This is a genomic window from Streptococcus halitosis (assembly GCF_023147855.1).
Classification (GTDB): domain Bacteria; phylum Bacillota; class Bacilli; order Lactobacillales; family Streptococcaceae; genus Streptococcus; species Streptococcus halitosis_B.
This window is the reverse complement of record NZ_JAHXOP010000003.1, coordinates 47,707-69,139: the sequence shown is the minus strand read 5'-3', so window position 1 is coordinate 69,139 and position 21,433 is coordinate 47,707. Positions and strand designations below refer to the sequence as shown.

Sequence of the window (21,433 nt, the reverse complement as noted above, 5' to 3'; positions counted from 1 at the left end):
GAAAAAGAAAGGATTTTCTCATGAAATACGGTTATTTTAATGACGCTAATCGCGAATATGTCATCGACCACCCAAATACACCAAAACCTTGGGTCAACTACCTTGGTTCCCCAGAATACGGCGCAATTATCTCAAACAACGCTGGAGGTTACAGCTTTGCTAAATCAGGTGCCAATGGACGCATTTTACGCTATGTGTTCAATAACTTTGATCAACCAGGTCGCTACATCTACCTCCGAGACGATGATACCAAAGACTTTTGGTCTGCATCATGGCAACCTGTTGGTAAAGACCTTAAAGACTACCACAGCGAATGCCACCACGGCATGGGCTATACTAAAATGATTGCTGATTACTCAGGAATTCATTCTCAAGCAAGCTACTATGTACCAAAAGATAAAAGCTATGAAGTTTGGGCAATTACCGTTACTAACCGTTCTGAACAAACTCGCCATTTAACACTGACTGGTTACGCAGAATTTACTAACCATAGCAATTACGAACAAGACCAAGTTAACTTACAATATTCACTTTTCATCACCCGCACACTTTTCCAAGACAATCGCATCATCCAACAAATTCACGGAAATCTTGATACCCTTAACGACAACGAACAAGTTGACGAAAAGAATGTTACTGAACGTTTCTTCGGACTTGGTGGCGCTAGTATCAGCTCATATTGTGGAGATAAAAAAGGGTTCTTAGGTGGCTACAATGGCTATGACAAACCTGCTGGTGTCACATCAGGAGATCTCGGCAACCAAACAAGCTATAACGAAAATGCTTGTGGTGCCCTTTCAAGCAAGGTCACTCTTGAACCTCAAGAAAGCAAAACCCTTGTCTATATCCTCGGTGAAAAATCATCACAAGAAGCTGCAGAAATTCTAGCTCATTACGAACACCCTGCAGAAACTGTTGAAGCAGAAATTCAAGAACTTCGCAAAGAATGGGAAGACCGCTTGACTAACCTACAAGTCAATACACCTAGCCCTGAATTCAACACTATGCTTAACACTTGGAATGCTTACAACTGTTACATGACCTTTATCTGGTCACGCGCAGCATCATTTGTCTACTGTGGGCTTCGTAACGGTTACGGTTACCGTGATACCGTTCAAGATATCCAAGGTATCATTCACTTGAAACCTGAAATGGCAGTCGAAAAAATTCGATTCATGTTGTCAGCTCAAGTTGACAATGGTGGTGGACTTCCACTTGTAAAATTCACTCACAACCCAGGGCATGAAGACACACCAGATGATGCTTCTTACGTCCAAGAAACTGGACACCCTGCTTACCGTGCCGACGATGCTCTCTGGCTCTTCCCAACAGTTTACAAATACATTTCTGAAACAGGAAATCTTGCATTCCTTGATGAAGTGATTCCATTTGCTAATAAAGGGGAAGCTAGTGTTTACGAGCACTTAAAAGGCGCTGTACAATTCTCACTTGACCACCTTGGTCCTCACGGCATGCCTGCTGGACTTTACGCAGACTGGAACGACTGCCTTCGCCTCGGTGCAAATGGTGAATCATCATTTGTGGCTTTGCAATTCTACTATGCTCTAAGTGTCTTACGTGAATTTGCAAAAGCCAAAAATGATACTAACTACCTTGCTTTCCTTGACTCAGAACAAGAGAAAATGGGACAAAAAATCCAAGACCTTTGCTGGGATAATGACCGCTTTATTCGTGGTTTTACCGAAGCTGGTGAACGAATTGGAGCAGCTAATGACCCAGAAGCTAACATGTGGCTAAACCCTCAAAGTTGGGCTGTTATCAGTGGCTTTGCTAATAAAGAACAAGCTGAACTTGCCATGAATAATGTTTACGAGCAACTTAACACTGATTATGGTGCTATCCTCATGAGCCCATCATACCATGCTCACGCATTCGACGGAGCTCTTGCTGTTGTCTACAACCAAGGAACAAAAGAAAATGCAGGTATCTTCTCACAATCACAAGGTTGGTTAATCCTAGCTGAAGCCCTACGCGGACAAGGTCAACGTGCCTTTACCTACTTTATGGAAAATGCCCCAGCTGGCCAAAATGATCGTGCAGAAATTCGTCAACTAGAACCTTACTGCTATGGTCAATTTACAGAAGGTCCTGCTAGCCCACACTTCGGTCGCTCTCACGTTCACTGGCTAACTGGTACAGCCTCAACTGTCATGGTCGGTTGTGTGGAAGGTATCTTAGGACTTCGACCTGACTTAGGCGGATTGAAGCTTTCACCAGCTATTCCAAAAGAATGGGAGAACTTCAGCATGACTAAGATTTTCCGTGGCAAAGAACTGCACATCACTGTGGAAAATCCAAACCACAAAGAAACAGGCTTCACAAAACTTGTCCTAAACGGTAAGGAACTTGACCAAGCCTACCTTCCTGAAGAACTCTTACAAGACACCAACCAAATCACTCTTACTTTATAAAGAAAGCTGGGACTTGCTCCCAGTTTTTTATGACTTCCATTTCCTTTTCTAAGACCAATAAGCTATTGTAGCAACCAACATGGACAATCGCATATCTTATTCACCTAAGACAAACAGCACTTGAAATCACACGCTATAGCCATCATTATCCAAATTAGATACGCTTATCAACCCATAAATTATCCAACTTCAACCATCACAAAAAAGGAACTGAGAGAAGCTCAGATCCTTTTATCTTTAACGTTTTAAAAAGAAAGAATTTTAAAGAGTTATTTTGTTGAGAGAGATTTAACCGATTTATTTTGGGAGTGTAGTTATAATCAGTTAAGTAAAAACAAATTGTTATTTGGTTACTGTCTAGCTTAATTAAAATTTATCGTAGCTAATCCAATCATAATATGCATACAAAGGAGTTCGACCATTGTAAGCACCCAACCAAGAATCCACTTCATGAGTTCCAGGCCAAGCGTTCATCATAATCTTACCAGGTGTGCTAGGAATATTGTTGTAAGCAGTATAAACAGCTCTTCCATCAACATACCAAGTAATGTGATCAGCTTGCCAATCAAATCCATAAGTGTGGAAGCCTTGAGAGGCATCAAATCCTAAATTGTAAAGGTATTCGTGATTACCTTGACCGCTTGTGTAGTAGTTGAATTGGACTTTTGTTGTATCTTTCCCTAAAAATTCAATGTCGATTTCATCCCATTTTGTACCATCACTTGGACCAGTATAAGTAAAGAATGAAGAAACGACACCTGGATTTTTAATAGGTTTCATGTTTACTTGGAAAAGACCATAGCCAAAGCGTTCTTTACTACGCCATTCACCCCCAGTATAGCCGCCACGACCATCACTGCCAATTTTAAGACTCATCAATCCATTATTAAAACCGACATTTCCAGGGACAAAATTACAGTTAAACATACCACCATTAGAACCATTACGAAGTTCCATGGCATTACCATTATAGTAATTTAGTTCTTGACTATAGTGGTATTTGCTTTGCGCATCAACACCCTGTTGAAAACCAAAGAAAGCCAATAAGAGAACAATTAAACAACTAACTTTTTTCCACATAATAATACCTCAATTTTAATCATTTTTAAAAAGGAGTTCTGGCAGAGAAAGGAACTAATCTCCTCTACTATAGATTGAAAGCGCATAATCAATTGTAGTTAAATTCACTTTTTCTTTTCAGTAACTGTTACTTCAAAAATGGGGCAATTTTTTCTTTTTCATCATTCCAAAAAGAATGCTAGTCACACAATAAATGTTTCTCTTTAAAATCCTCCTTACACCGTTACGAGTTGAGTATAGCGCTTTCATTTTGGATAATATATTATATTCCCACAAAAAATATCAAATTTATGACCTGAAGGCAGAAAATAAAAAAAGTCTTCTCAGAACCATTTTGCTAAAAATAGCTCTAAGAAGACCTCTTAGTAATAAAGAAAGACAAATCATCTACTAGATATGGTGACTCAATTTCACTCGTTTATAAGACATAATAGCTTGCATTAATGCTGATAAAATGAAAATAACTGCAGCTAAAATCAAGACACTTTTCACACAACTATCTAAAAATACTAGAACCAGCAAAATCAAATCAATAATTCTGGCATAAATGCTAATTTCCTTCATCGACAAAAACCTCCCTTTATTTTATCCCATGTATTTTTATAAAACCGCTTTCATCTATATTATATTACATTTTTTGCCGTTTTTTCATAAAATCAAAAAAATTTAAAGTACCCTATTGTAAAATTTTTAAATTCTGTATACTCTTTTAAATCTATAAACAATTTCTAAACAGATATATAATTTATATATATTAACTCTAACCTAAATGGATAAATTTTTATACTTTTTCAACATAAATGACAGATTATTTATGATTCTATGATAAGTTCCTTCTCCCAATCGATTGCATCTTTATAGGTTATGATAGTGTTCATCACCATCGAAAGAAACTTGAACAGCAAAATTATGGCAGTCAAGAAAAGACGTTATTTTATTTGTGAATATCGTTCCATTTGTAATCAAAGTATACGAAATAGGAATATGCAGTTTCTCATCTAAAGTTTCACATAAATTTCGTATAAACTGAAAGTTATATAATGGTTCACCACCAGTAAAACAGATATCCAGAGATCTATACTGCTTAAAATTGATCTCATCTAATATAAAATTCACAATATTTTTACCGTCATGCTCACTACTTAAGGACGGCTTCCTATCCTTATCATTCTCAAAACAATAAGAGCAAGTCAAATTACACGACATGGTTGTAACTATATATAGTGATAATTCAGTTCCCTCTACTATTCGTTTAGAGTGAATAAAAGGCACTTGTTTATCAATCTCACCTATCAAATAAGGAAATTCTCGAACAGTTCCTCATCAATCTCACAAATAGATCCTGTATGTAAATTTTTTAAATAAACTACATCATTTGTAGGAAAAGAATAAATTGTTTCCATAACTTATCTCCTGCTCTAAAAAGGCTGAGGAATACATACACCTCAGCCTCATCATTATGATAGTAAAGTGATAAATAATCGCTTTTATATAAGCAACTCAAGGTAATCTAACGATAATGCCCATTTATCTGGATGCTGCTGTACTGAGGCTAGGTGACCTTTTTTAACAACTTTGATAACATCAGTCGAATTAAGCATTGCTTTCCCTTCCTTTTAAAAAAACTGATTATACATATAGTTCTTTTATAGGAAAGAAGAATCTCATATACTGTTAAGCAAAAATTATTTTGTATCCATTTTCTTTGATTTCGTTGTATATCTTCTCATGTAGATTGTCAAGTATTTTTTTAAAAATTTTTCCGTTAATCATACGTCCTATTCAAATAACTAGCTCACTAACTTAATGATATTACTTAAATTCCTTGCTTTTTAACTCAATATCAAACTGGCTACAATAGGGCTAACAAAGACGTAGAGAATACCGGTGACACCGATAGCCAAGCCACCCATGGCTCCTGCTACAGAACCGTATCGAAAGGCTGTTCCCGTTCCAACTGCGTGGCCTGTTCCTCCAAGGGAAAGCCCGACTGCTACCGGATCATCAATCTTCAACCACTTCAAAAGGGTTGGTCCAATAACACTGGTTAAAATCCCAGTCGCCACTACGACAACCAAGGTCACAGTCGTCAAACCTTGCAATTTTTCTGTGATTCCCACTGCCATAGCGGTTGTCACCGACTTAGGAAAGAGAGAAATGGCTAGAAAAAAGTCCATGCCAAAGATTTTAGCCACTATTGCAGTGAAGCTAGTATTGACAACTACTGCTAGCAGACTACCAAAGAGAATACTCCGAGCATGGTGCTTCATCAGGTGAAAACTCTTATAAAGCGGAATCCCTAGAGCCACTGTTGATGGGACTATCAAGTTATTCAGATAAACCCCACCTTGGTAGTAATCTTGGTAAGAAATACCCGTCACCTTTAGAAAGATGATAATGAAAATAGCTGACAAAAGCAAAGGCGTTGTCAATGGATGGGGAAAACGTCTGTAAATCAGCATTCCCACTAGATAAGCTAGGATAGATAATGCAATCCCAAACAGAGGATTGGATACAAATTCACTCATTTGGCATCTCCTTTCTCATAATCTCCCTCAAACCGTCTCTTGATGAACTGAACCACTAGGGCGATGAGGATAATGTTGATGACAGCCGCAAAAAAAACAATCAAGACAATGGGCAAGAGATAAGGAGCAATCACATCGAACTTTTCCATGATACCCACTGCTGGCGGCAAAAAGAGAATAGTCATATTGGCCAGCAAGAAATTTCCGACCATATTGACATGCCTGGTCCTTAGCCACTTGAACTGTAGGGCTAGAAAGAGAATAATCAAACCGATAATACTGCCTGGGATAGGCAGATGAAAGAAACTAGAAATTCCCTCTCCGATAAGAGAAATCACAAAGAGAATCATTAATTGAACATATAATTTCATCCTAAACTCCATGAAATAAACTTCTTGCATACCAGTTTACTCTTTTTTCAGAAAATTTCAAGGAAATATTGAAATTCTTCTTTCTTGCAAGGATTAGTTAAAAGTAGTATAATCATTGCATGCGCAATCATCTTGTGTTATAAAGATAGTCAGTAATGATTTTGTGATTTTTACATTAAAAAGAAAGGAGAAAGCAATGACCTACTTAGAAAAATGGTTTGACTACAACCGCCGTCAAAAGGAAATGGAAGCCTTGTTGGAAGAAACTATTGCCCAGCAGAGTGAACAAAGGCTGAACTTGAAAGAGTTTTACCTGCTCTACTATCTGAATCTAGCCCAAGAAAAATCTCTACGACAAATTGACCTGCCAGATAAACTCCATCTCAGCCCAAGCGCTGTTTCTCGAATGGTGGCTAGGTTAGAAGAGAAAAACTGTGGCTTGCTTAGTCGCAGATGTTGCGACCAGGATAGACGAGCTAGTTTTATCTGCCTGACTGACGAGGGGCAAACAACTCTGGCTTATCTACAAAAAGCTGTCGAAGAAAGATTGGAAACCAGTCTTGATTTCTTGCCTTAATGAGTATTTTTAAAAAAGTTGCGTGCGCAATCATTTTTCTTGACATTCCTCTTTTCAAGGAGTACAATAAAGTCAAGATTGAACAAAGGAGTTTTATATGATCGAAATTACCTATCTAGACACCAGCAAACAAGAGAGAACCATGACTTTCGAGTCTTACCAAGACTTTGAACGTTCTCAACAAGCTTGCCTTATCGGTGTCGCAGACTATTACCCCGTTCAAAAATTGACCTATAATGGTCATGATTTGGACTACCATGGGACTTATGGAGATGTCTTCTTCTATCTCATGAAACAAGATTTAAGCCAATATAACTAAAAAAGGAGAAATACAATGGCAAAAGCAATTACAGATGCAACATTCGAACAAGAAACAAAAGACGGTTTGGTCTTGGTAGACTTCTGGGCAACTTGGTGTGGTCCATGTCGTATGCAAGGTCCAATCTTGGACAAATTGTCTGAAGAACTTTCAGAAGATGTCTTGAAAATCGTTAAAATGGACGTTGATGAAAATCCAAACACAGCTCGTGCTTTTGGAATCATGTCTATCCCAACCCTTCTCTTCAAAAAAGACGGCCAAGTGGTGAAACAAGTTGCAGGTGTTCATACTGCGGAACAAATCAAGGCCATCGTTGCTGAATTGAGCTAATCACACGAGAGACCAAGTACTTTATTTGGTCTCTTTTTTCTTGCCCTTTGCCATTTTTCAAAAAATATGCTAGACTGTAGGTAGAATATTACGATGTTTGGGACATGCCATCGCTAAAAAAAACCTCTACTTGGTATTTTTTAGCTCCCCTCAAGGGAGCTTTTTGCGTGCTCTGAACATTTCCCATTTTGGAAGGAGTACTATGAAACGTCAATCAGCCTTGGTCGTCTTTAGCGGCGGTCAAGATTCCACAACCTGCCTCTTCTGGGCTAAAGAACACTATGAAACAGTCGAAGCCATCACCTTTGCCTACGGCCAACGCCATCATCTCGAAATTCAAGTTGCTGAAGAAATCGCCAAGGAACAGGGGATTCGTCATCACATCCTAGATATGTCTCTACTGGGGCAAATCACTGAAAATGCCCTGACCTCCGATCTGGAAATTGAGCAAAAAGAGGGAGAGGTTCCCAATACCTTTGTTGACGGTCGCAACCACCTCTTTCTATCCTTTGCGGCAGTTCTTGCCAAGCAACGGGGCATTAAAGATATCGTGACAGGTGTCTGCGAGACAGATTTTTCAGGCTACCCTGACTGCCGGGATGTCTTTGTCAAATCTCTCAATGTCACCCTCAACCTTGCCATGGATTACGACTTTGTTATCCAAACACCTCTCATGTGGCTAGACAAGGCTGAAACTTGGGAATTAGCCGACCAACTCGGTGCCTTTGACTATGTTCGTGAAAAGACCTTGACCTGCTACAATGGGATTATCGGAAGTGGCTGTGGAGATTGCCCAGCCTGCCACCTACGTCAGCATGGTTTAGATGTTTATCTTTCACAGAAAGGAGAGGGCTAATGTTTTTTGCACCCAAAGAAATCAAACAAGAAACTGGGGAGTCTCTTGTCTACAATCCTCACAGAACCTTGGTATCAAAAGAGTTTACCTTCGACGCTGCCCACCACCTCTTTCACTATGAGGGAAAATGCAAATCCCTGCACGGCCACACCTACCATTTGCAAATCGCTGTCAGTGGATTTTTAGATGAACGTGGCATGACCTATGACTTTGGAGACATCAAAGCTATCTACAAGAACTACTTAGAACCCCACTTGGATCATCGCTATCTCAATGAAACCCTTCCTTATATGAATACAACTGCTGAAAATATGGTTTACTGGATTTTTCAAACCATGAGTCAAGAGTTGCCAAACGAGCGCGGTCTCCGTTTGGAATACGTTCGCCTCTGTGAGACTCCTACTGCCTTTGCGGAGTTTAGACGGGAGTGGTTAGATGACTAGGGAACGTGTCTTCAAACTACCAGTTCTGGAAATTTTTGGCCCAACCTTTCAAGGTGAAGGCCGTGCTATTGGGCAGAAAACCATGTTTGTCCGCACTGCTGGTTGCGACTACCATTGCGACTGGTGCGACTCTGCCTTTACTTGGGATGGCTCTGAAAAGCCAACTCGCATGACGGCTGACGAAGTCATTGCTGCCTTAGATAAATTGGGGAGCTACGACTACGTCACCCTGTCTGGGGGAAATCCTGCTATCCTAGCAGCCAACATGGCTCAACTCGTCACCAAGCTCAAGGAACGTGGTGTCACTCTAGCTGTTGAGACCCAAGGCTCCCGATGGCAAAATTGGTTGAAAGACATCGACCAGGTCACTCTGAGTCCCAAACCTCCTTCATCTAAGATGGAAGTCAACTTCGAAACCTTGGACTTTATTGTTTCCCAACTAGATCCAGACAAGGTCACCTTTAAAATCCCTGTCTTTGATGACGCCGATTTGGCCTTTGCCAAAGACATTCAAGAACGCTACCAACCAGATGTTCTCTTCTTATCAGCAGGAAATCCTGAGCCCAAGGCCACAGGCAATATTGTCCAAGACCAACTAGACCGCCTCAAAGAACTCTGGGAACGAGTCGCTGCCGACGATAGCTGGGGCAATGTCCGCGTCCTTCCTCAACTGCATACCCTCCTCTACGATAATCAACGTGGGGTTTAAATTAGAAAGAAAAAATCATGTCACAACAAGAAGAAATGAAAAACCTTAGCCTCCTCGGCAACAAAGAAACCAACTACATTTTCGACTATCAACCAGAAGTCCTCGAATCCTTTGACAATCGTCATGTAGAAAATGACTATTTTATTAAATTCAACTGTCCTGAATTTACCTCCCTGTGCCCTATCACTGCTCAACCAGACTTTGCGACGATTTATATTTCCTACATTCCTGACAAGCTCTGTGTCGAATCAAAATCCCTCAAACTCTACCTCTTTAGCTACCGAAATCATGGGGATTTTCACGAAAACTGTATCAACACCATCGGAAAAGACTTGGTCAACTTGCTAGACCCTCGCTATTTAGAGGTTTGGGGAAAATTTACTCCGCGTGGCGGCATCTCAATTGACCCTTACTACAACTACGGTAGACTTGGAACTAAGTATGAAGGCTTGGCAGAACAACGTCTCTTCCAACACGACCTTTATCCAGAGAAAATTGACAACCGCTAAACAGATACGAAAAAGCCCTGTTCCTCAAGCTGAGGAGCAAGGCTTTTTGAGTTTCAATTATTCTTCTGTTCCAAGGCAGTTTTTCGCAACAAGTGCTGCAAGAACGCCACCAACGATTGGGGCAAGGATGAAAATCCAAACTTGTTGAAGGGCTGCGCCACCTACCAAGACAGCAGGAGCCAAGCTACGAGCTGGGTTTACTGAAAGTCCAGTGATGTTCAATCCCACAAGGATCAAGGCTGTCAATGACAAACCGATTACCAAACCAGCGATTGCGCCATTACCCTTGCTTGCTGAAGTGACAGTCATGATAACTAGGACAAACAAGAAAGTTGCGATGACTTCAAATAAGAATCCACCAAAGACAGTGACACCGTTTGCTAAGGCATTTTCACCAAGGCTAGCAGTTGACATGCCTGAGTTAGACAAGAGGAAGAGTACTGCAGCTGACGCAAGGAAAGCTCCAACTACTTGTCCAAGGATGTAGTTTACAAGCTCAGAAGATGACAAACGTTTGTTTACAAACATAGCGATCGAAACCGCCGGGTTCAAGTGAGCACCTGAAATCGTCCCAATTGAGTAAGCTGCAACTACGATTGCCAAACCAAAAGCAAGAGCAATCCCAAGGTGCCCAAGGCCATCAAGACCATTTCCAAAAACAACGGCTCCTGTTCCGATGAACACAAGCATAAATGTACCGATTAATTCAGCAACAAATTTTTTCATGATAAGTCTCCTTTTTTTCAAACTATGTATTAGTCTATCAAAAGAAGGAAAGGGTTTCAAGAAAATTGACTGGAAAGTTATTTGAAAATCATGAAACGACTCGCTTGGGCTTAGTACTGAAAAGATTGAATGGCTTCTTTCAAGTCATCTTGTAAAAGTTTATGACAGTCTAGTTGAAGGTAAATTTCCAGCAAACAAGATCTGAAATTGGAAAATTTATGGAAATCATTTACTTCTTTCAAGGGAAATTCGACTGTTTGCAGCCAAGCAGTGAGGAGAGAAGGTTCGATTTTCCCTCGTAAGATTGGTTCATAAAACGCTCTGGCTAACCGCCAATCTTCATCATTTGTAAAACGAATCTCAACACGTTTAAAGATTTTCCCAATGATTTCAAATGCTTCGGCTATATCTGACTTTGGAAAGCTAGGGTGGCATATAACTTCCGTCAAGAGATCAGCTCCATGCGCAAAAGCGTGAACCCAACCATACTGATTTGAAAAACCTGTCGTATCCTTTTCTTTTTTTAGGTAATACAAACCTTGAGACAGCATAGCATTTCTTATATCAGCTTTTAAACCTTTATAGAAAAGAGAGTGCTCGTTACCATCTGCAGACAAAAGATTGGCATAAATAAGCGCCCTAAAAGAACGTTTAAGAGCCGAAACTCCTCTACTATCAATCTCTTTGTATAGACCTTCATCAGAGGAGACCTCTTCTGAGATAAACTGAAACTGCTCAAGGGAAAACAACTCTTCTTGAATCCCTCTAGCCAAACTCGTAAAAACAAGTTCGTCTCGAATTTCTGGAGAGGGATCTCCCAAATGCTCGATCAACCACTGAATTTCTTCTCGACTATAGCTTGGTTTTTCTTCTGTCACTTTTCTTTGTAATTTTTTACGCATCTCAAGTACCTCTACATTTCTAGCAACTGTTCAAAAAACCAGCCCAAGATAACTTTCTGTCTTATTCTCTTTTAGATGGACGTTTTCCTGCTGCAATCGCATCTGCTTCTGTCATCTCAACAACGTTAGCTTTATTCGTTTTTGAAGGCATTCTATCCTTACTATACCAATAAACTTTTGATTTCCCATGGTCTGCAACATAGACAATTCTATCTTGCTGTTGAGCTTTGGTTTCAGCTTCACGCGCAGCTCTTTTTTCTTCTTCTTTTTGAGAAATTAACGACTCAACTGCACCTATTCTATCAAGCAACTCTGTCTTTTTATCATTATTTTCAATCTGATTAACTGTCTCTTTAGCAGACTTCACTTGACTCGCATCTTGACTGTCTTCCAATTGTTTGACTAAGGTTTCACCTTTTTCTTGCAACTCCTTTGCAGCTTTTTCTTTGGCAATTCTCTCTTCTTCTGCTTTTTCTTTAGCTTTTTTCTCTTCTTCGATTCGTTTTGCTTCCTCTATACTAGATGAAGTATCCGTGGTTGAAGCTGTCGAAGTAGTAGATGTCGCAGTCTGCTTAGTTTCTGACTGAGAAGATGAAGTTTTCTTTGAGACTGTTGGAGTTTGAAGAGCAACTGCAACAAAACTGACAATGAAAATCCCAATCATTAGATTTCTTTTTCGAATATCTGGTGCTTTCTTTACAAAATACCAAATACCAACTCCGCTCAAAACAAGATAGAGAGTAGGCAAAGCAATCAATAAAATGATTCCCAACAAAACTAGACCAATTTTGATAAAATGCATTCTTTGGGGATCTTGCTCTAGCCATTCTTTGATTCTATTCATATTATTCTCCTAAAACTCTGTCCAATCTTTACTCTCCCAACTCCGCACTATAGGCAATAATCTGGTCAACTGTTTCAGACAGAAACTGAATCGTATCACGGAGTGGTTTGTCCGTTGAGATATCGGCTCCGATAATCATAGCTGACTCAAGCGGTGTCTTGCTACCACCTGATTTGAGGAGATTGAGCCAGTCTCTAGCTCCAGTTTCAGAGTTTTTCAGATGGAGGTAACCTGCAGTAGAGATAACAAGGCCTGCTGAGTATGTGTAGCTATACAAGCCCATGTAGTAGTGAGCTTGACGCATCCAAGTCAAGGCTGCATCATCGTCAATTTCAATGGCATCTCCCCAGAAGTCCGTCAAGACTTCCTTCATAATGCTGTTGAGTTTGCTTGCTCCAAAAGTTTCCCCTTCTTCAATCAGTGTATACACCTTACGCTGGAAGGCTGCTTCCAAAAGGTGAGTGATAAAGTTATGGAAGTAGGTGTCTGTCAAGCGGTGAGCAAGGGCGAAACGTTTTTGACGAGGGTCGTCAGACTGGTGCTCTAAGTAGTCACTGAGGAGCAATTCATTGAAGGTCGAAGGCGCTTCGACATAGTAGGTCGACATGTGGGCATTGAAGTAACTCTGATGATTGTCTGAAAAGATGAATTGACCAGAATGCCCGATTTCATGAATCAAAGTATAGACATCACTCAAACGACCTGTCCAGCTCATGAGAACATAAGGATGCACGCGATATGGGTCCGCTGCATAGCCACCAGAATCCTTGTCACTATTGGCAGCGAAGTCCACCCAACGTTCTTCTTGATAGCGAGCAACTTCCTGACAATACTCTTGACCCAATGGTGCGACTGACTTCATGACCAAATCGTAGGCATCATCAATGCTCACTTCAGGATTGAGGGCGCTATCCAAGTCCAATTTCCAATCTGCAAAGGTCATATTTTCAAGACCATTTACCTTAGCAACATGCTTGAGGTATCTCTGAGCGACTGGTGCAAAGTCCGTCATGATGAGGTCAATCTGGCGGTCAAACATGGCACGGTCCACTTCCTGCTCAGCTAGAAGATAATCAAATACTGAGTCGTAGCCCTTCATATCTGCCAATAGTTTTTCAGACTTGACTTGGGCTAGATAGGCTGCTGCAGCCGTATTTTGGTGCTTACGAAGACCTTCTGAGAAGGAACGGAAAGATTTCTCACGAACCTCAGCATCCTCATGGTTTTGGTAGAAGTTCTCATAAGTCACAAAGCTGTTTTTATAAGTCTTACCATGGGCTTCAAAGTCAGCCATTTCAAAATCCCCAGCACGCATCTTGGTGTAAATATCCTGTGGACTGTAGAAAACTTCACCGAGATTGGTCAAGGCCTTCTCTACATCTGCCCCGAGATAGTGGGCTTTTTTGATTTTTGCCTGACGAATGGCAGCTGTTAAATGTGGTAATTCACCCAAACGGTCCAAGACTTCCTCGTCTGCTGCCACCAAGGCGTCGTCAAAGAAGGTCAAGGCTACACTGGCGTCTGTTTCAAATTCCATCCCAGCTTGAGCAATATTGGCAAATTCTTCATTGCTATAGTCTGTCGTCTGAGGCATAAAGGCATAATTTCCGATATGGCTCATCTGAATGTAGATTTGTTCCAATTCTGCAAAGGCCTTTTCAAAATCCTCAAAAGTGTGAAGATTGCCCTTGTAATCTCGGCTAAATTGATTGATGTCTTCGCGCGTTTTCTCGATTGCACGCAAGAAATCCTCACGGTCTTGGTATAGGGCTGTTAAATCCCAAAGTTCCTTTTCTGGAAATTCTGAACGGTGTTTTTGTTCCATTTTCTTCCTCTTATTTCTCTAATTCTACTAAAACACTAAGGGCTGATAAGGCATAAAGTGGCGCTGTTTCTGCTCGCAAAATACGAGGTCCAAGTCCCGCCAAGACTGCTCCTTTAGCTTCAAAACTTTCAATTTCTGCTGATGAGAGCCCGCCTTCTGGACCAAAGATAAAGAGCAGTTTAGCTCCTTTTTCAAGACCAGAGACCGCTTGTAAGAGCGCAGCGACTTCTCCTTCTTTTGCTGATTCTTCATAGGCTACTATGATAGAGTCAAACTGGTCAAGCTGGGCTAGAAAATCTGCTTTCTTCTCGAAAAGCTGAATACTTGGAACGATATTACGCTTGCTTTGTTCTGCCGCTCCAAGAGCAATTTTTTCCAGTTTTTCAACCTTTTTAGCCAATTTCTTACCATCCCACTTGGCGACCGACCAGTCAGCGGGAAAGGCCCAGATTTGACTGGCACCAAGTTCCGTCACTTTTTGAGTGATGAACTCTAGCTTGTCTCCCTTGGGAAATCCTGATGCGATGGTTACTTGGACTGGTAGTTCCACATTGTCAGCTAATTCTTCGACCAACTCAAACTGATGATTTTCCACATCTACCACGCGCGCCAAGCGCTTAATGCCATCATCAAAGACCAAGGTCACCTCATCACCTTCTTTCAAGCGCATAACCTGAAACATATGCTTGCTGGTTTCCTTGTCCTCAATGGTGACAGGAGAGATTGCACTGCCCTTGACAAAATACTGTTGCATGCTAGCCTCCAATCACACCAGAGATATCCTTGGTCTTCTTAAAGACACAGGCATTCCATTCCCCTTGAATCATATGGGTTTCAAGGAAGAAACCTGCCGACTCAGCTGACTCACGCACCATATCCCACTTGTCCTTGATAATGCCACTCATGATCAGGTAGCCTTCATCCTTGACTAAGCGATAAGCATCATCCGTCAGATGAATGAGAATATCCGCTAAGATATTAGCCACAATCACATCTGCCTCAATCTCCACACCCTTGAGCAAATCACCTGCCGCTACATGGATGTTTTCCATACCAGGGTTGAGCTCAATATTTTCCTGAGCCACACGAACTGCCACATCGTCTAGGTCGTAGGCGAAGATTTCCTTGGCACCAAGCAACGAGCTGGCAATGGAGAGGACACCTGAACCTGTCCCTACATCCAGCACCGTTTCGCCACCACGAAGAACCTGCTCCAAAGCAAAAAGGCTCATCTTAGTAGTTGGATGCGTCCCAGTTCCGAAGGCCATACCAGGATCCAGCTTGATAATCTTTTCTCCCGCAGTCGCCTCATAGTCCGTCCACGACGGCACGATGGTCAAGTCATGAGTGATACGAGCTGGCTCATAGTATTTCTTCCAGTTGTCTGCCCAGTCTTCCTCAGCCAAGGCAGTCGTCCCCATCTTGACCTCACCCAAGTCCATAAAGTCTGTCAATTCTGCTAGACGAGCCTGCAAATCTGCCTCAACTGCTTTCACATCCACCGTTTCAGGGTAGTAGGCTGTCACTACGATTTCTTCTTGCTGCTCAACCTCTGGGAAAATCTCGCCGAAACGGTCGACATTCCCCACATAGTCCATACTGTCTTCGATCGCAACACCTTGCGCTCCTAGTTCAATCAAGAGGTTTGAAACCAACTCCTCCCCCTCACGCTTCACTGTAACTTTTAACTCTTGCCATGTTTCCATAATTAAGATACCAAGCCCGTAAAACACAAAGCCAAAATAGGAAACTCTCTGAAGACACTTGTGTCTAAGAAAAGTTTATCTTTTTGGCACAGTGTTTAGGGCGGGTTCAGTTTAGAAATTTAACCGAACCATCCTTTCTATTTGTCAATCAATTTTTTCATGTAAACCATATCCATACCTTCTTTTTCAGGCTCGATATGGGTTTGACGGTAACCATTTTTCTCATAAAAAGCAACCATACCCGCATCCTGTAATACCGTACACAAATCCCACTGTTTAATCATTGGAAATTCCTTTTCCAGCAATTCCAATCCTTCAGAACCATACCCTTTTCCTTGATGCTGAGGCAAAATCGCTGCCGTTCCCAACCAAGCCTCCGTCAACTCTTCATTGGTCTGAACTCGTAAAAATCCGATATTTTCGCCCTTTTCTTTCACAAAGTAGTAATAGCTATTGGAACGCTCAACCAATTTCCACTTGATTCGTTCACGGTCCTCCAGATAAGGATCATACTCATCTTGATATTTCTCATAGACAGCCTTAAAGCTAGCTCTTTGAATTGCAATTACGGTTTCTAAATCCTCTGCTCCTGCTCGTTCAAGTCTAATCATACTCTTCCTCCAAATAATCCCTCACTCGCTCCTGCAACTGGGGCACGACCTTATCTGAGCCAAGAAACTCATCAATGCTCATCAGTTTATAGCCCTGTCCTTCGTCACCAAAGACGATACTATCAAACTGTTCCTGCCTTAACTCACCGACTAGAAAGACGGATTTCTTCCCCTCAAAAAGCATGCTTGGATAAACCTTAGTCCAAAGCAGACAATCTTCAGTCAAATGAATTCCCAATTCTTCGTAAACTTCACGCGCTGCGCACTCGAGAGGACTTTCATCACCTTCGCGCCCACCACCGGGCAATTCCCACATATTGGGCCATGGGATATTTTCCTTGCAATCACGCAAGATAGTTAAAACCCTATCCTCACAAAAGAGGGCAATTTTGCAGCCTGTAAAATCAGAAATTTCTACTTCCATATCAGACTCCTAATATCTCGGATAAGGGTAAAATTCTCCTTCTTCCAAGCCAACTTTTCCTTCTTCAAAGACTTCTTGGTTCCATTCCATGACAAATTCTTCTGCTTCTGGGTCTTCCAAAAAGTCCATGAGGGCATCTAGCCCAACCTCGGCAGTATCTTTAAGGAAAAGGGCGAAATAGGCCAAAAATTCGCGAGAAAATCCTTTTTTAGGCAGATAAGGGATGACCGTTAAATAGTCTTCTTCATTGACTGTTGACTTGGCAGGGTTGTAAAAAAGGACTGCTTCTTCAAAGAGAATATCGTCTGACGAAACCACTCCATCCTCATCCACCATCTCCACACCTGCAGCATTTTGCGCTTCCAATAGAAAACTCACTTCAACCGCGTGGTTGCGCTTGTCCCAGCTAATCTCATAGTCAAAGGGAAAGTTTTTGTCCAACTCTTCCTCTAAAACATCTAAAAATCCGTATGTTGCCATTTTGTCCTCTTTCTATGCGACTCTTAAATCGCCCCGAATGCTCGGAAATATGCTAAAATAGATACTACCATCTTACCACATATACATCAGAAAATCCATGTTAGAAAGGACTGCTATGCCAGACAATCTCGCGCTTCGCATGCGCCCCAAAACCATAGACCAAGTCATCGGTCAGGAGCATCTGGTCGGACCTGGAAAAATCATCCGTCGCATGGTGGAAGCCAATCGCCTATCCTCCATGATTCTCTACGGCCCTCCAGGCATCGGCAAGACTAGTATCGCCTCTGCCATCGCTGGAACCACCAAGTATGCCTTTCGGACCTTCAATGCGACTGTTGATAGTAAAAAGCGACTCCAAGAAATCGCTGAAGAGGCTAAATTTTCAGGTGGTCTCGTCCTATTACTAGACGAAATCCATCGTCTTGACAAGACTAAGCAAGACTTTCTTCTACCACTCTTAGAAAGTGGTCTGGTCATCATGATTGGGGCTACGACTGAAAATCCTTTCTTTTCTGTCACTCCTGCCATTCGCAGCCGTGTTCAGATTTTTGAGTTAGAACCCTTGTCTAATCAAGATGTCAAAGGAGCGATTCAAATTGCTCTAACTGACCCTGAACGTGGTTTTGATTTCCCAGTAGAACTAGATGAGGATGCCCTTGATTTCATCGCGACCTCTACAAATGGAGACCTACGTTCGGCCTTTAACTCACTGGACTTAGCCGTTCTCTCTACTCCCGAGAATGACAGGGGCATCCGCCATATCACTCTTGATATCATGGAAAACAGCCTGCAGAGGAGTTACATTACCATGGATAAGGATGGGGACGGTCACTACGATGTCCTCTCGGCCCTGCAAAAGTCTATCCGTGGCTCGGATGTTGATGCCAGTCTCCACTACGCGGCCCGCTTGATTGAGGCTGGTGATCTGCCCAGTCTCGCTCGTCGCTTGACCGTTATCGCTTATGAAGATATCGGTTTGGCCAATCCTGAAGCCCAGATTCATACTGTAACTGCTCTAGATGCTGCTCAAAAGATTGGCTTCCCAGAAGCTCGCATCCTCATCGCCAATGTCGTGATTGATTTGGCCCTTTCGCCCAAATCCAACTCAGCCTATGTGGCGATGGATAAGGCCCTCGCTGATCTCAAAACATCAGGGCATTTGCCTATCCCACGACACCTGCGCGATGGCCACTACAGTGGGAGCAAGGAACTGGGCAACGCCCAAGATTATCTTTATCCACACAACTATCCTGGAAATTGGGTCAAGCAAGACTATCTGCCAGAAAAAATACAAAATCACCACTATTTTACTCCAGAAGATACCGGCAAATACGAACGAGCCTTGGCGCAACGTAAGGAAACCATTGATAAATTACGAAACTTGTGAAATCCTTTTCAAATAATTGCATTTTCCTCTTGATTTTTTTTGAAAAAGTGGTATCATATAAACATAGAAACGCTGTGGTGTACGACTTCACACTTAAGTGTTGACCGACTATTTTTTGTATTATTAGGGAAACAAAAGTCTTCTAACAGCATGTAGGCCGTCTCACACGGAAACAGCTTCAGTTAGAGCGAGTTGCCCACCTGCTTAATTGCGCGGGTTCAATACAAACCGTGAAGTTTCGGCACCAATACAGCTTTTTCTTTGCCTCCTTAGCTCAGTTGGTAGAGCAGTAGACTCTTAATCTATGGGTCGCAGGTTCGAGCCCTGCAGGGGGCATCTAAATACAACAGGAAAGGCCTTGGTTTCAAGGCTTTTTTGTATCCTCCCTACTTTTATTCTATCAACGGATGCTCAAGATATATTTGGTGTGTAAAAAAGTTCTTTTACCCCTCAGTGATACAATCATTTTACTCAATTACAAGCAGATCGAAAGCAAAAGACTTAGTTCTATTTCATACAGAACTAAGTCTTTTATTTAAACAATCTAATGTTTCCTCTTCATCTCAATCAACTTCAGACATTTATCTAGATCTACATCTCGTTCAAAATGTGCAGGAGTCCAAGGGATTTCTATATCAGGAAGAACACCTTTGTCCGTCATCCCTTTGCCTTTATCTATAGCCAACCAGCGAGAAGTTGGGAACATCAAAAAGTAATCATCATAATCTACCTTGCAACAATTTGAGTAGTCTAAAATACCAAGCGTTGGACGGCCGATAACTGTTACTTTCTTAAAATTCTTCATCATCTTGACAAAATTATCTCCTGATGATGCACAATAAATATCCGACAAAACAAAAATTTGCTCTGGATAGTGACCACCCTTAACACCTGGAAAAAGCGCGTCCTGATCATCCTGATACCGAACATAGCCTTTCCCTCGATTTTGGAGTAAATTATTACGAAAATCTTCAAGCAGTTTCACCGTATCAGGACTGATATTTTCTTGTTGAAGCCATATTTCAAAGTCTTTTAAGCGTCGATCGACATTTCCTTCTGTATAGAGAATTTCCATTCCATCATCCTGTAAATCAAGAGTGTCATAGCCTTTCCCTTCCTCCAAGCCAAGATGTAAGAGCGGAAAATACAAAGAATCCGTGCCCCCATTGTTGTAACGGACATCTATAATAAGAGTTTCTGTCTCAGTAATCTTCTGCAAGCACTCTTGGTATAAACGGCTAATCGCTTCTTCATCCATAAAATTATCTAAGCGTAGATAGAGGATATCTGACTCCAACTCTTTCCAAAAGATCTGAGCTTTTTGAGCTTGCTGGCTAGCACGAACTGTAATAGACATCTCCTGCCCATCTCGCAAGACGGTCACTTGATCTGCCATCAGTAGCAAATTTGCCCATTCTCGGTATCGTCTTTCTGGAGTCAGACTAATAAAGTACTTTGGGTGTTGCAAAGCTACTTGCTCCAAACTCATCCCGTCCATACCGAGGATTCGATCCCCCACTCGGAGGCCTGTATCTTGGTTTGCTTCCTCGACAAACATTTCCTGCTCACTTATCCTCAAAAGAAAACCTTTCGGACCTGATTTTTTATCATGAAAAGAAACATGCCCAATAATCCCAAAACTAGCAAGATAAGTCCTGACTTGATAGAGAAATTCTTGCTCAGTCATATCATCTGTAATCTTTTCTAGAAAAGGCTGAGGGTTGCACCCTTTGCGATCTTTTACTGTAGATGAATCATGTGTCATAATCCAAACAATGTCTTTAAAAATATCTGTTTTTTTCATACGAGCCATTCCTTCTACCTTAAAATAGTATAGCCTTCTTCACAGCGAAAAAGGAGTTTTTACTACAAAGTTAATCTGCTATCTACCCTTTTTCATGATGTATTTTCGTATAGGTGTTTCAACCATTTGAACGATTTCAAATCCTTCTTTTTGGTAAAGATTGTAAGCTGTTTGATTTGCCTCGTAGACATTTAGAGAAATACCATCTATATCTGCATTTTCAAATGCCAAACTAACAAATTTTCTTAAAGCCTGGCTACCTAAGCCTTGCCCCTGTTTCTGGGGGTTGATAAAAAATCTCCCGATATGAAGATTCTTGTCTTCTAGCCTGATTTTCTGGATAAGCCCCACAAACTCTTGTCCATAAAAGATTGAAAAGATTCCTTCCAAATCTTGCAAGATTTGAATTGTCAAGGGAAAAGGAATCATTGTTCCCATCCATTGTTCTTGAAAGGATTTGCCAAGGGAGTTAGACCATTGGCATACGAGCTGAGCATTTTCTGTGCTCACATTTTCTTCAAAACGAATCATCATCTTGACCTCACCATCTTATCTATGTTTCTCCATTAT

25 protein-coding genes and 1 tRNA gene are annotated in these 21,433 nt (G+C 41.4%); 10 read left to right on the top strand and 16 right to left on the bottom strand.

What is annotated here, in order from left to right:
* The first annotated feature begins 20 nt into the window (after window positions 1-20).
* Complete coding sequence (locus KZX55_RS06490; protein WP_084853265.1) at window positions 21-2,432, top strand: GH36-type glycosyl hydrolase domain-containing protein; 2,412 nt, start codon at window positions 21-23, stop codon at window positions 2,430-2,432.
* A 366-nt stretch (window positions 2,433-2,798) separates the two neighbouring features.
* Here KZX55_RS06490 and bglS read toward each other — a convergent pair whose 3' ends face one another.
* The 5 genes from bglS to KZX55_RS06465 all read right to left on the bottom strand — a co-directional run bounded on the left by bglS (window position 2,799) and on the right by KZX55_RS06465 (window position 6,411).
* Window positions 2,799-3,512 (bottom strand): beta-glucanase, encoded by a 714-nt coding sequence (gene bglS / locus KZX55_RS06485; RefSeq protein ID WP_074560960.1) that lies wholly within the window; start codon window positions 3,510-3,512, stop codon window positions 2,799-2,801.
* A gap of 390 nt (window positions 3,513-3,902) precedes the next feature.
* A complete protein-coding gene (locus tag KZX55_RS06480) occupies window positions 3,903-4,076 on the bottom strand; it encodes a hypothetical protein (RefSeq protein ID WP_248025814.1) in 174 nt (57 codons plus the stop codon).
* 291 nt (window positions 4,077-4,367) lie between these two features.
* Window positions 4,368-4,718, bottom strand: coding sequence for a 4Fe-4S cluster-binding domain-containing protein (locus KZX55_RS06475; protein ID WP_239827937.1), 351 nt, complete (start codon window positions 4,716-4,718; stop codon window positions 4,368-4,370).
* Between the two features lie 626 nt (window positions 4,719-5,344).
* Window positions 5,345-6,040 (bottom strand): LrgB family protein, encoded by a 696-nt coding sequence (locus KZX55_RS06470; RefSeq protein ID WP_001288937.1) that lies wholly within the window; start codon window positions 6,038-6,040, stop codon window positions 5,345-5,347.
* On the bottom strand, window positions 6,037-6,411 hold the full coding sequence (locus KZX55_RS06465; protein WP_000781325.1) for a CidA/LrgA family protein: 375 nt from the start codon (window positions 6,409-6,411) through the stop codon (window positions 6,037-6,039). The genes KZX55_RS06470 and KZX55_RS06465 overlap by 4 nt, the downstream gene beginning before the upstream one ends.
* A 196-nt stretch (window positions 6,412-6,607) precedes the next feature.
* On the opposite strand from KZX55_RS06465, the gene KZX55_RS06460 reads away from it, so the two are divergent.
* The 7 genes from KZX55_RS06460 (at window position 6,608) to queF (ending at window position 10,154) form a co-directional block, all read left to right on the top strand.
* Complete coding sequence (locus tag KZX55_RS06460; protein WP_000221644.1) at window positions 6,608-6,988, top strand: MarR family winged helix-turn-helix transcriptional regulator; 381 nt, start codon at window positions 6,608-6,610, stop codon at window positions 6,986-6,988.
* 97 nt (window positions 6,989-7,085) lie between these two features.
* Window positions 7,086-7,307, top strand: a complete 222-nt coding sequence (locus KZX55_RS06455) for a DUF4649 family protein (RefSeq protein ID WP_000570267.1) — start codon at window positions 7,086-7,088, stop codon at window positions 7,305-7,307.
* A 15-nt stretch (window positions 7,308-7,322) separates the two neighbouring features.
* Window positions 7,323-7,637 (top strand): thioredoxin, encoded by a 315-nt coding sequence (gene trxA, locus KZX55_RS06450; RefSeq protein ID WP_001029581.1) that lies wholly within the window; start codon window positions 7,323-7,325, stop codon window positions 7,635-7,637.
* A 202-nt stretch (window positions 7,638-7,839) separates the two neighbouring features.
* The gene (gene queC, locus KZX55_RS06445; protein WP_084853261.1) at window positions 7,840-8,493 is read left to right on the top strand and encodes a 7-cyano-7-deazaguanine synthase QueC; all 654 of its coding nucleotides are present in this window, start codon (window positions 7,840-7,842) and stop codon (window positions 8,491-8,493) included.
* Complete coding sequence (gene queD / locus KZX55_RS06440; RefSeq protein WP_084853260.1) at window positions 8,493-8,936, top strand: 6-carboxytetrahydropterin synthase QueD; 444 nt, start codon at window positions 8,493-8,495, stop codon at window positions 8,934-8,936. The genes queC and queD overlap by 1 nt, the downstream gene beginning before the upstream one ends.
* Window positions 8,929-9,645 (top strand): 7-carboxy-7-deazaguanine synthase QueE, encoded by a 717-nt coding sequence (gene queE / locus KZX55_RS06435; protein ID WP_084853259.1) that lies wholly within the window; start codon window positions 8,929-8,931, stop codon window positions 9,643-9,645. Before queD ends, queE begins: the two co-directional genes overlap by 8 nt.
* A gap of 17 nt (window positions 9,646-9,662) precedes the next feature.
* Entirely contained in the window at window positions 9,663-10,154 is a 492-nt protein-coding gene (gene queF / locus KZX55_RS06430; protein ID WP_084853258.1) for a preQ(1) synthase, read from the top strand.
* Between the two features lie 57 nt (window positions 10,155-10,211).
* Here queF and KZX55_RS06425 read toward each other — a convergent pair whose 3' ends face one another.
* The 9 genes from KZX55_RS06425 to KZX55_RS06385 form a co-directional block, all read right to left on the bottom strand.
* Window positions 10,212-10,880: an MIP/aquaporin family protein gene (locus tag KZX55_RS06425; RefSeq protein WP_248025812.1), complete on the bottom strand. Its 669-nt coding sequence runs from the start codon at window positions 10,878-10,880 to the stop codon at window positions 10,212-10,214.
* A 110-nt stretch (window positions 10,881-10,990) separates the two neighbouring features.
* Entirely contained in the window at window positions 10,991-11,782 is a 792-nt protein-coding gene (locus KZX55_RS06420) for a DUF2785 domain-containing protein (protein WP_084853256.1), read from the bottom strand.
* A gap of 61 nt (window positions 11,783-11,843) precedes the next feature.
* Complete coding sequence (locus tag KZX55_RS06415; protein ID WP_248025809.1) at window positions 11,844-12,626, bottom strand: deoxyribonuclease; 783 nt, start codon at window positions 12,624-12,626, stop codon at window positions 11,844-11,846.
* 28 nt (window positions 12,627-12,654) lie between these two features.
* Window positions 12,655-14,451 (bottom strand): oligoendopeptidase F, encoded by a 1,797-nt coding sequence (gene pepF / locus KZX55_RS06410; RefSeq protein ID WP_248025805.1) that lies wholly within the window; start codon window positions 14,449-14,451, stop codon window positions 12,655-12,657.
* A gap of 10 nt (window positions 14,452-14,461) precedes the next feature.
* Entirely contained in the window at window positions 14,462-15,205 is a 744-nt protein-coding gene (locus tag KZX55_RS06405) for a 16S rRNA (uracil(1498)-N(3))-methyltransferase (protein WP_248025801.1), read from the bottom strand.
* A gap of 1 nt (window position 15,206) precedes the next feature.
* Window positions 15,207-16,157: a 50S ribosomal protein L11 methyltransferase gene (gene prmA, locus KZX55_RS06400; protein WP_248025798.1), complete on the bottom strand. Its 951-nt coding sequence runs from the start codon at window positions 16,155-16,157 to the stop codon at window positions 15,207-15,209.
* Between the two features lie 137 nt (window positions 16,158-16,294).
* Window positions 16,295-16,768 (bottom strand): GNAT family N-acetyltransferase, encoded by a 474-nt coding sequence (locus tag KZX55_RS06395; RefSeq protein ID WP_248025795.1) that lies wholly within the window; start codon window positions 16,766-16,768, stop codon window positions 16,295-16,297.
* Complete coding sequence (locus KZX55_RS06390) at window positions 16,761-17,192, bottom strand: NUDIX hydrolase (RefSeq protein WP_248025792.1); 432 nt, start codon at window positions 17,190-17,192, stop codon at window positions 16,761-16,763. The genes KZX55_RS06395 and KZX55_RS06390 overlap by 8 nt, the downstream gene beginning before the upstream one ends.
* 9 nt (window positions 17,193-17,201) lie before the next feature.
* Window positions 17,202-17,672, bottom strand: a complete 471-nt coding sequence (locus KZX55_RS06385; RefSeq protein WP_248025789.1) for a DUF3013 family protein — start codon at window positions 17,670-17,672, stop codon at window positions 17,202-17,204.
* A gap of 115 nt (window positions 17,673-17,787) precedes the next feature.
* Here KZX55_RS06385 and KZX55_RS06380 point away from each other — a divergent pair, with 115 nt between their 5' ends.
* Together KZX55_RS06380 and KZX55_RS06375 are read left to right on the top strand one after the other, a co-directional pair.
* Window positions 17,788-19,059: a replication-associated recombination protein A gene (locus tag KZX55_RS06380; RefSeq protein ID WP_248025785.1), complete on the top strand. Its 1,272-nt coding sequence runs from the start codon at window positions 17,788-17,790 to the stop codon at window positions 19,057-19,059.
* Window positions 19,060-19,322: 263 nt separating this feature from the next.
* A tRNA-Lys gene (locus KZX55_RS06375) sits at window positions 19,323-19,395 on the top strand.
* Window positions 19,396-19,603: 208 nt separating this feature from the next.
* Here the strand turns inward: KZX55_RS06375 and KZX55_RS06370 are convergent.
* Both KZX55_RS06370 and KZX55_RS06365 read right to left on the bottom strand, forming a co-directional pair.
* Window positions 19,604-20,863 carry a S41 family peptidase gene (locus KZX55_RS06370; protein WP_084853459.1) on the bottom strand — a complete coding sequence of 420 codons (1,260 nt, stop codon included), beginning with the start codon at window positions 20,861-20,863 and terminating at the stop codon, window positions 19,604-19,606.
* A 78-nt stretch (window positions 20,864-20,941) separates the two neighbouring features.
* The gene (locus KZX55_RS06365; RefSeq protein ID WP_084853247.1) at window positions 20,942-21,397 is read right to left on the bottom strand and encodes a GNAT family N-acetyltransferase; all 456 of its coding nucleotides are present in this window, start codon (window positions 21,395-21,397) and stop codon (window positions 20,942-20,944) included.
* Window positions 21,398-21,433: the final 36 nt, after the last annotated feature.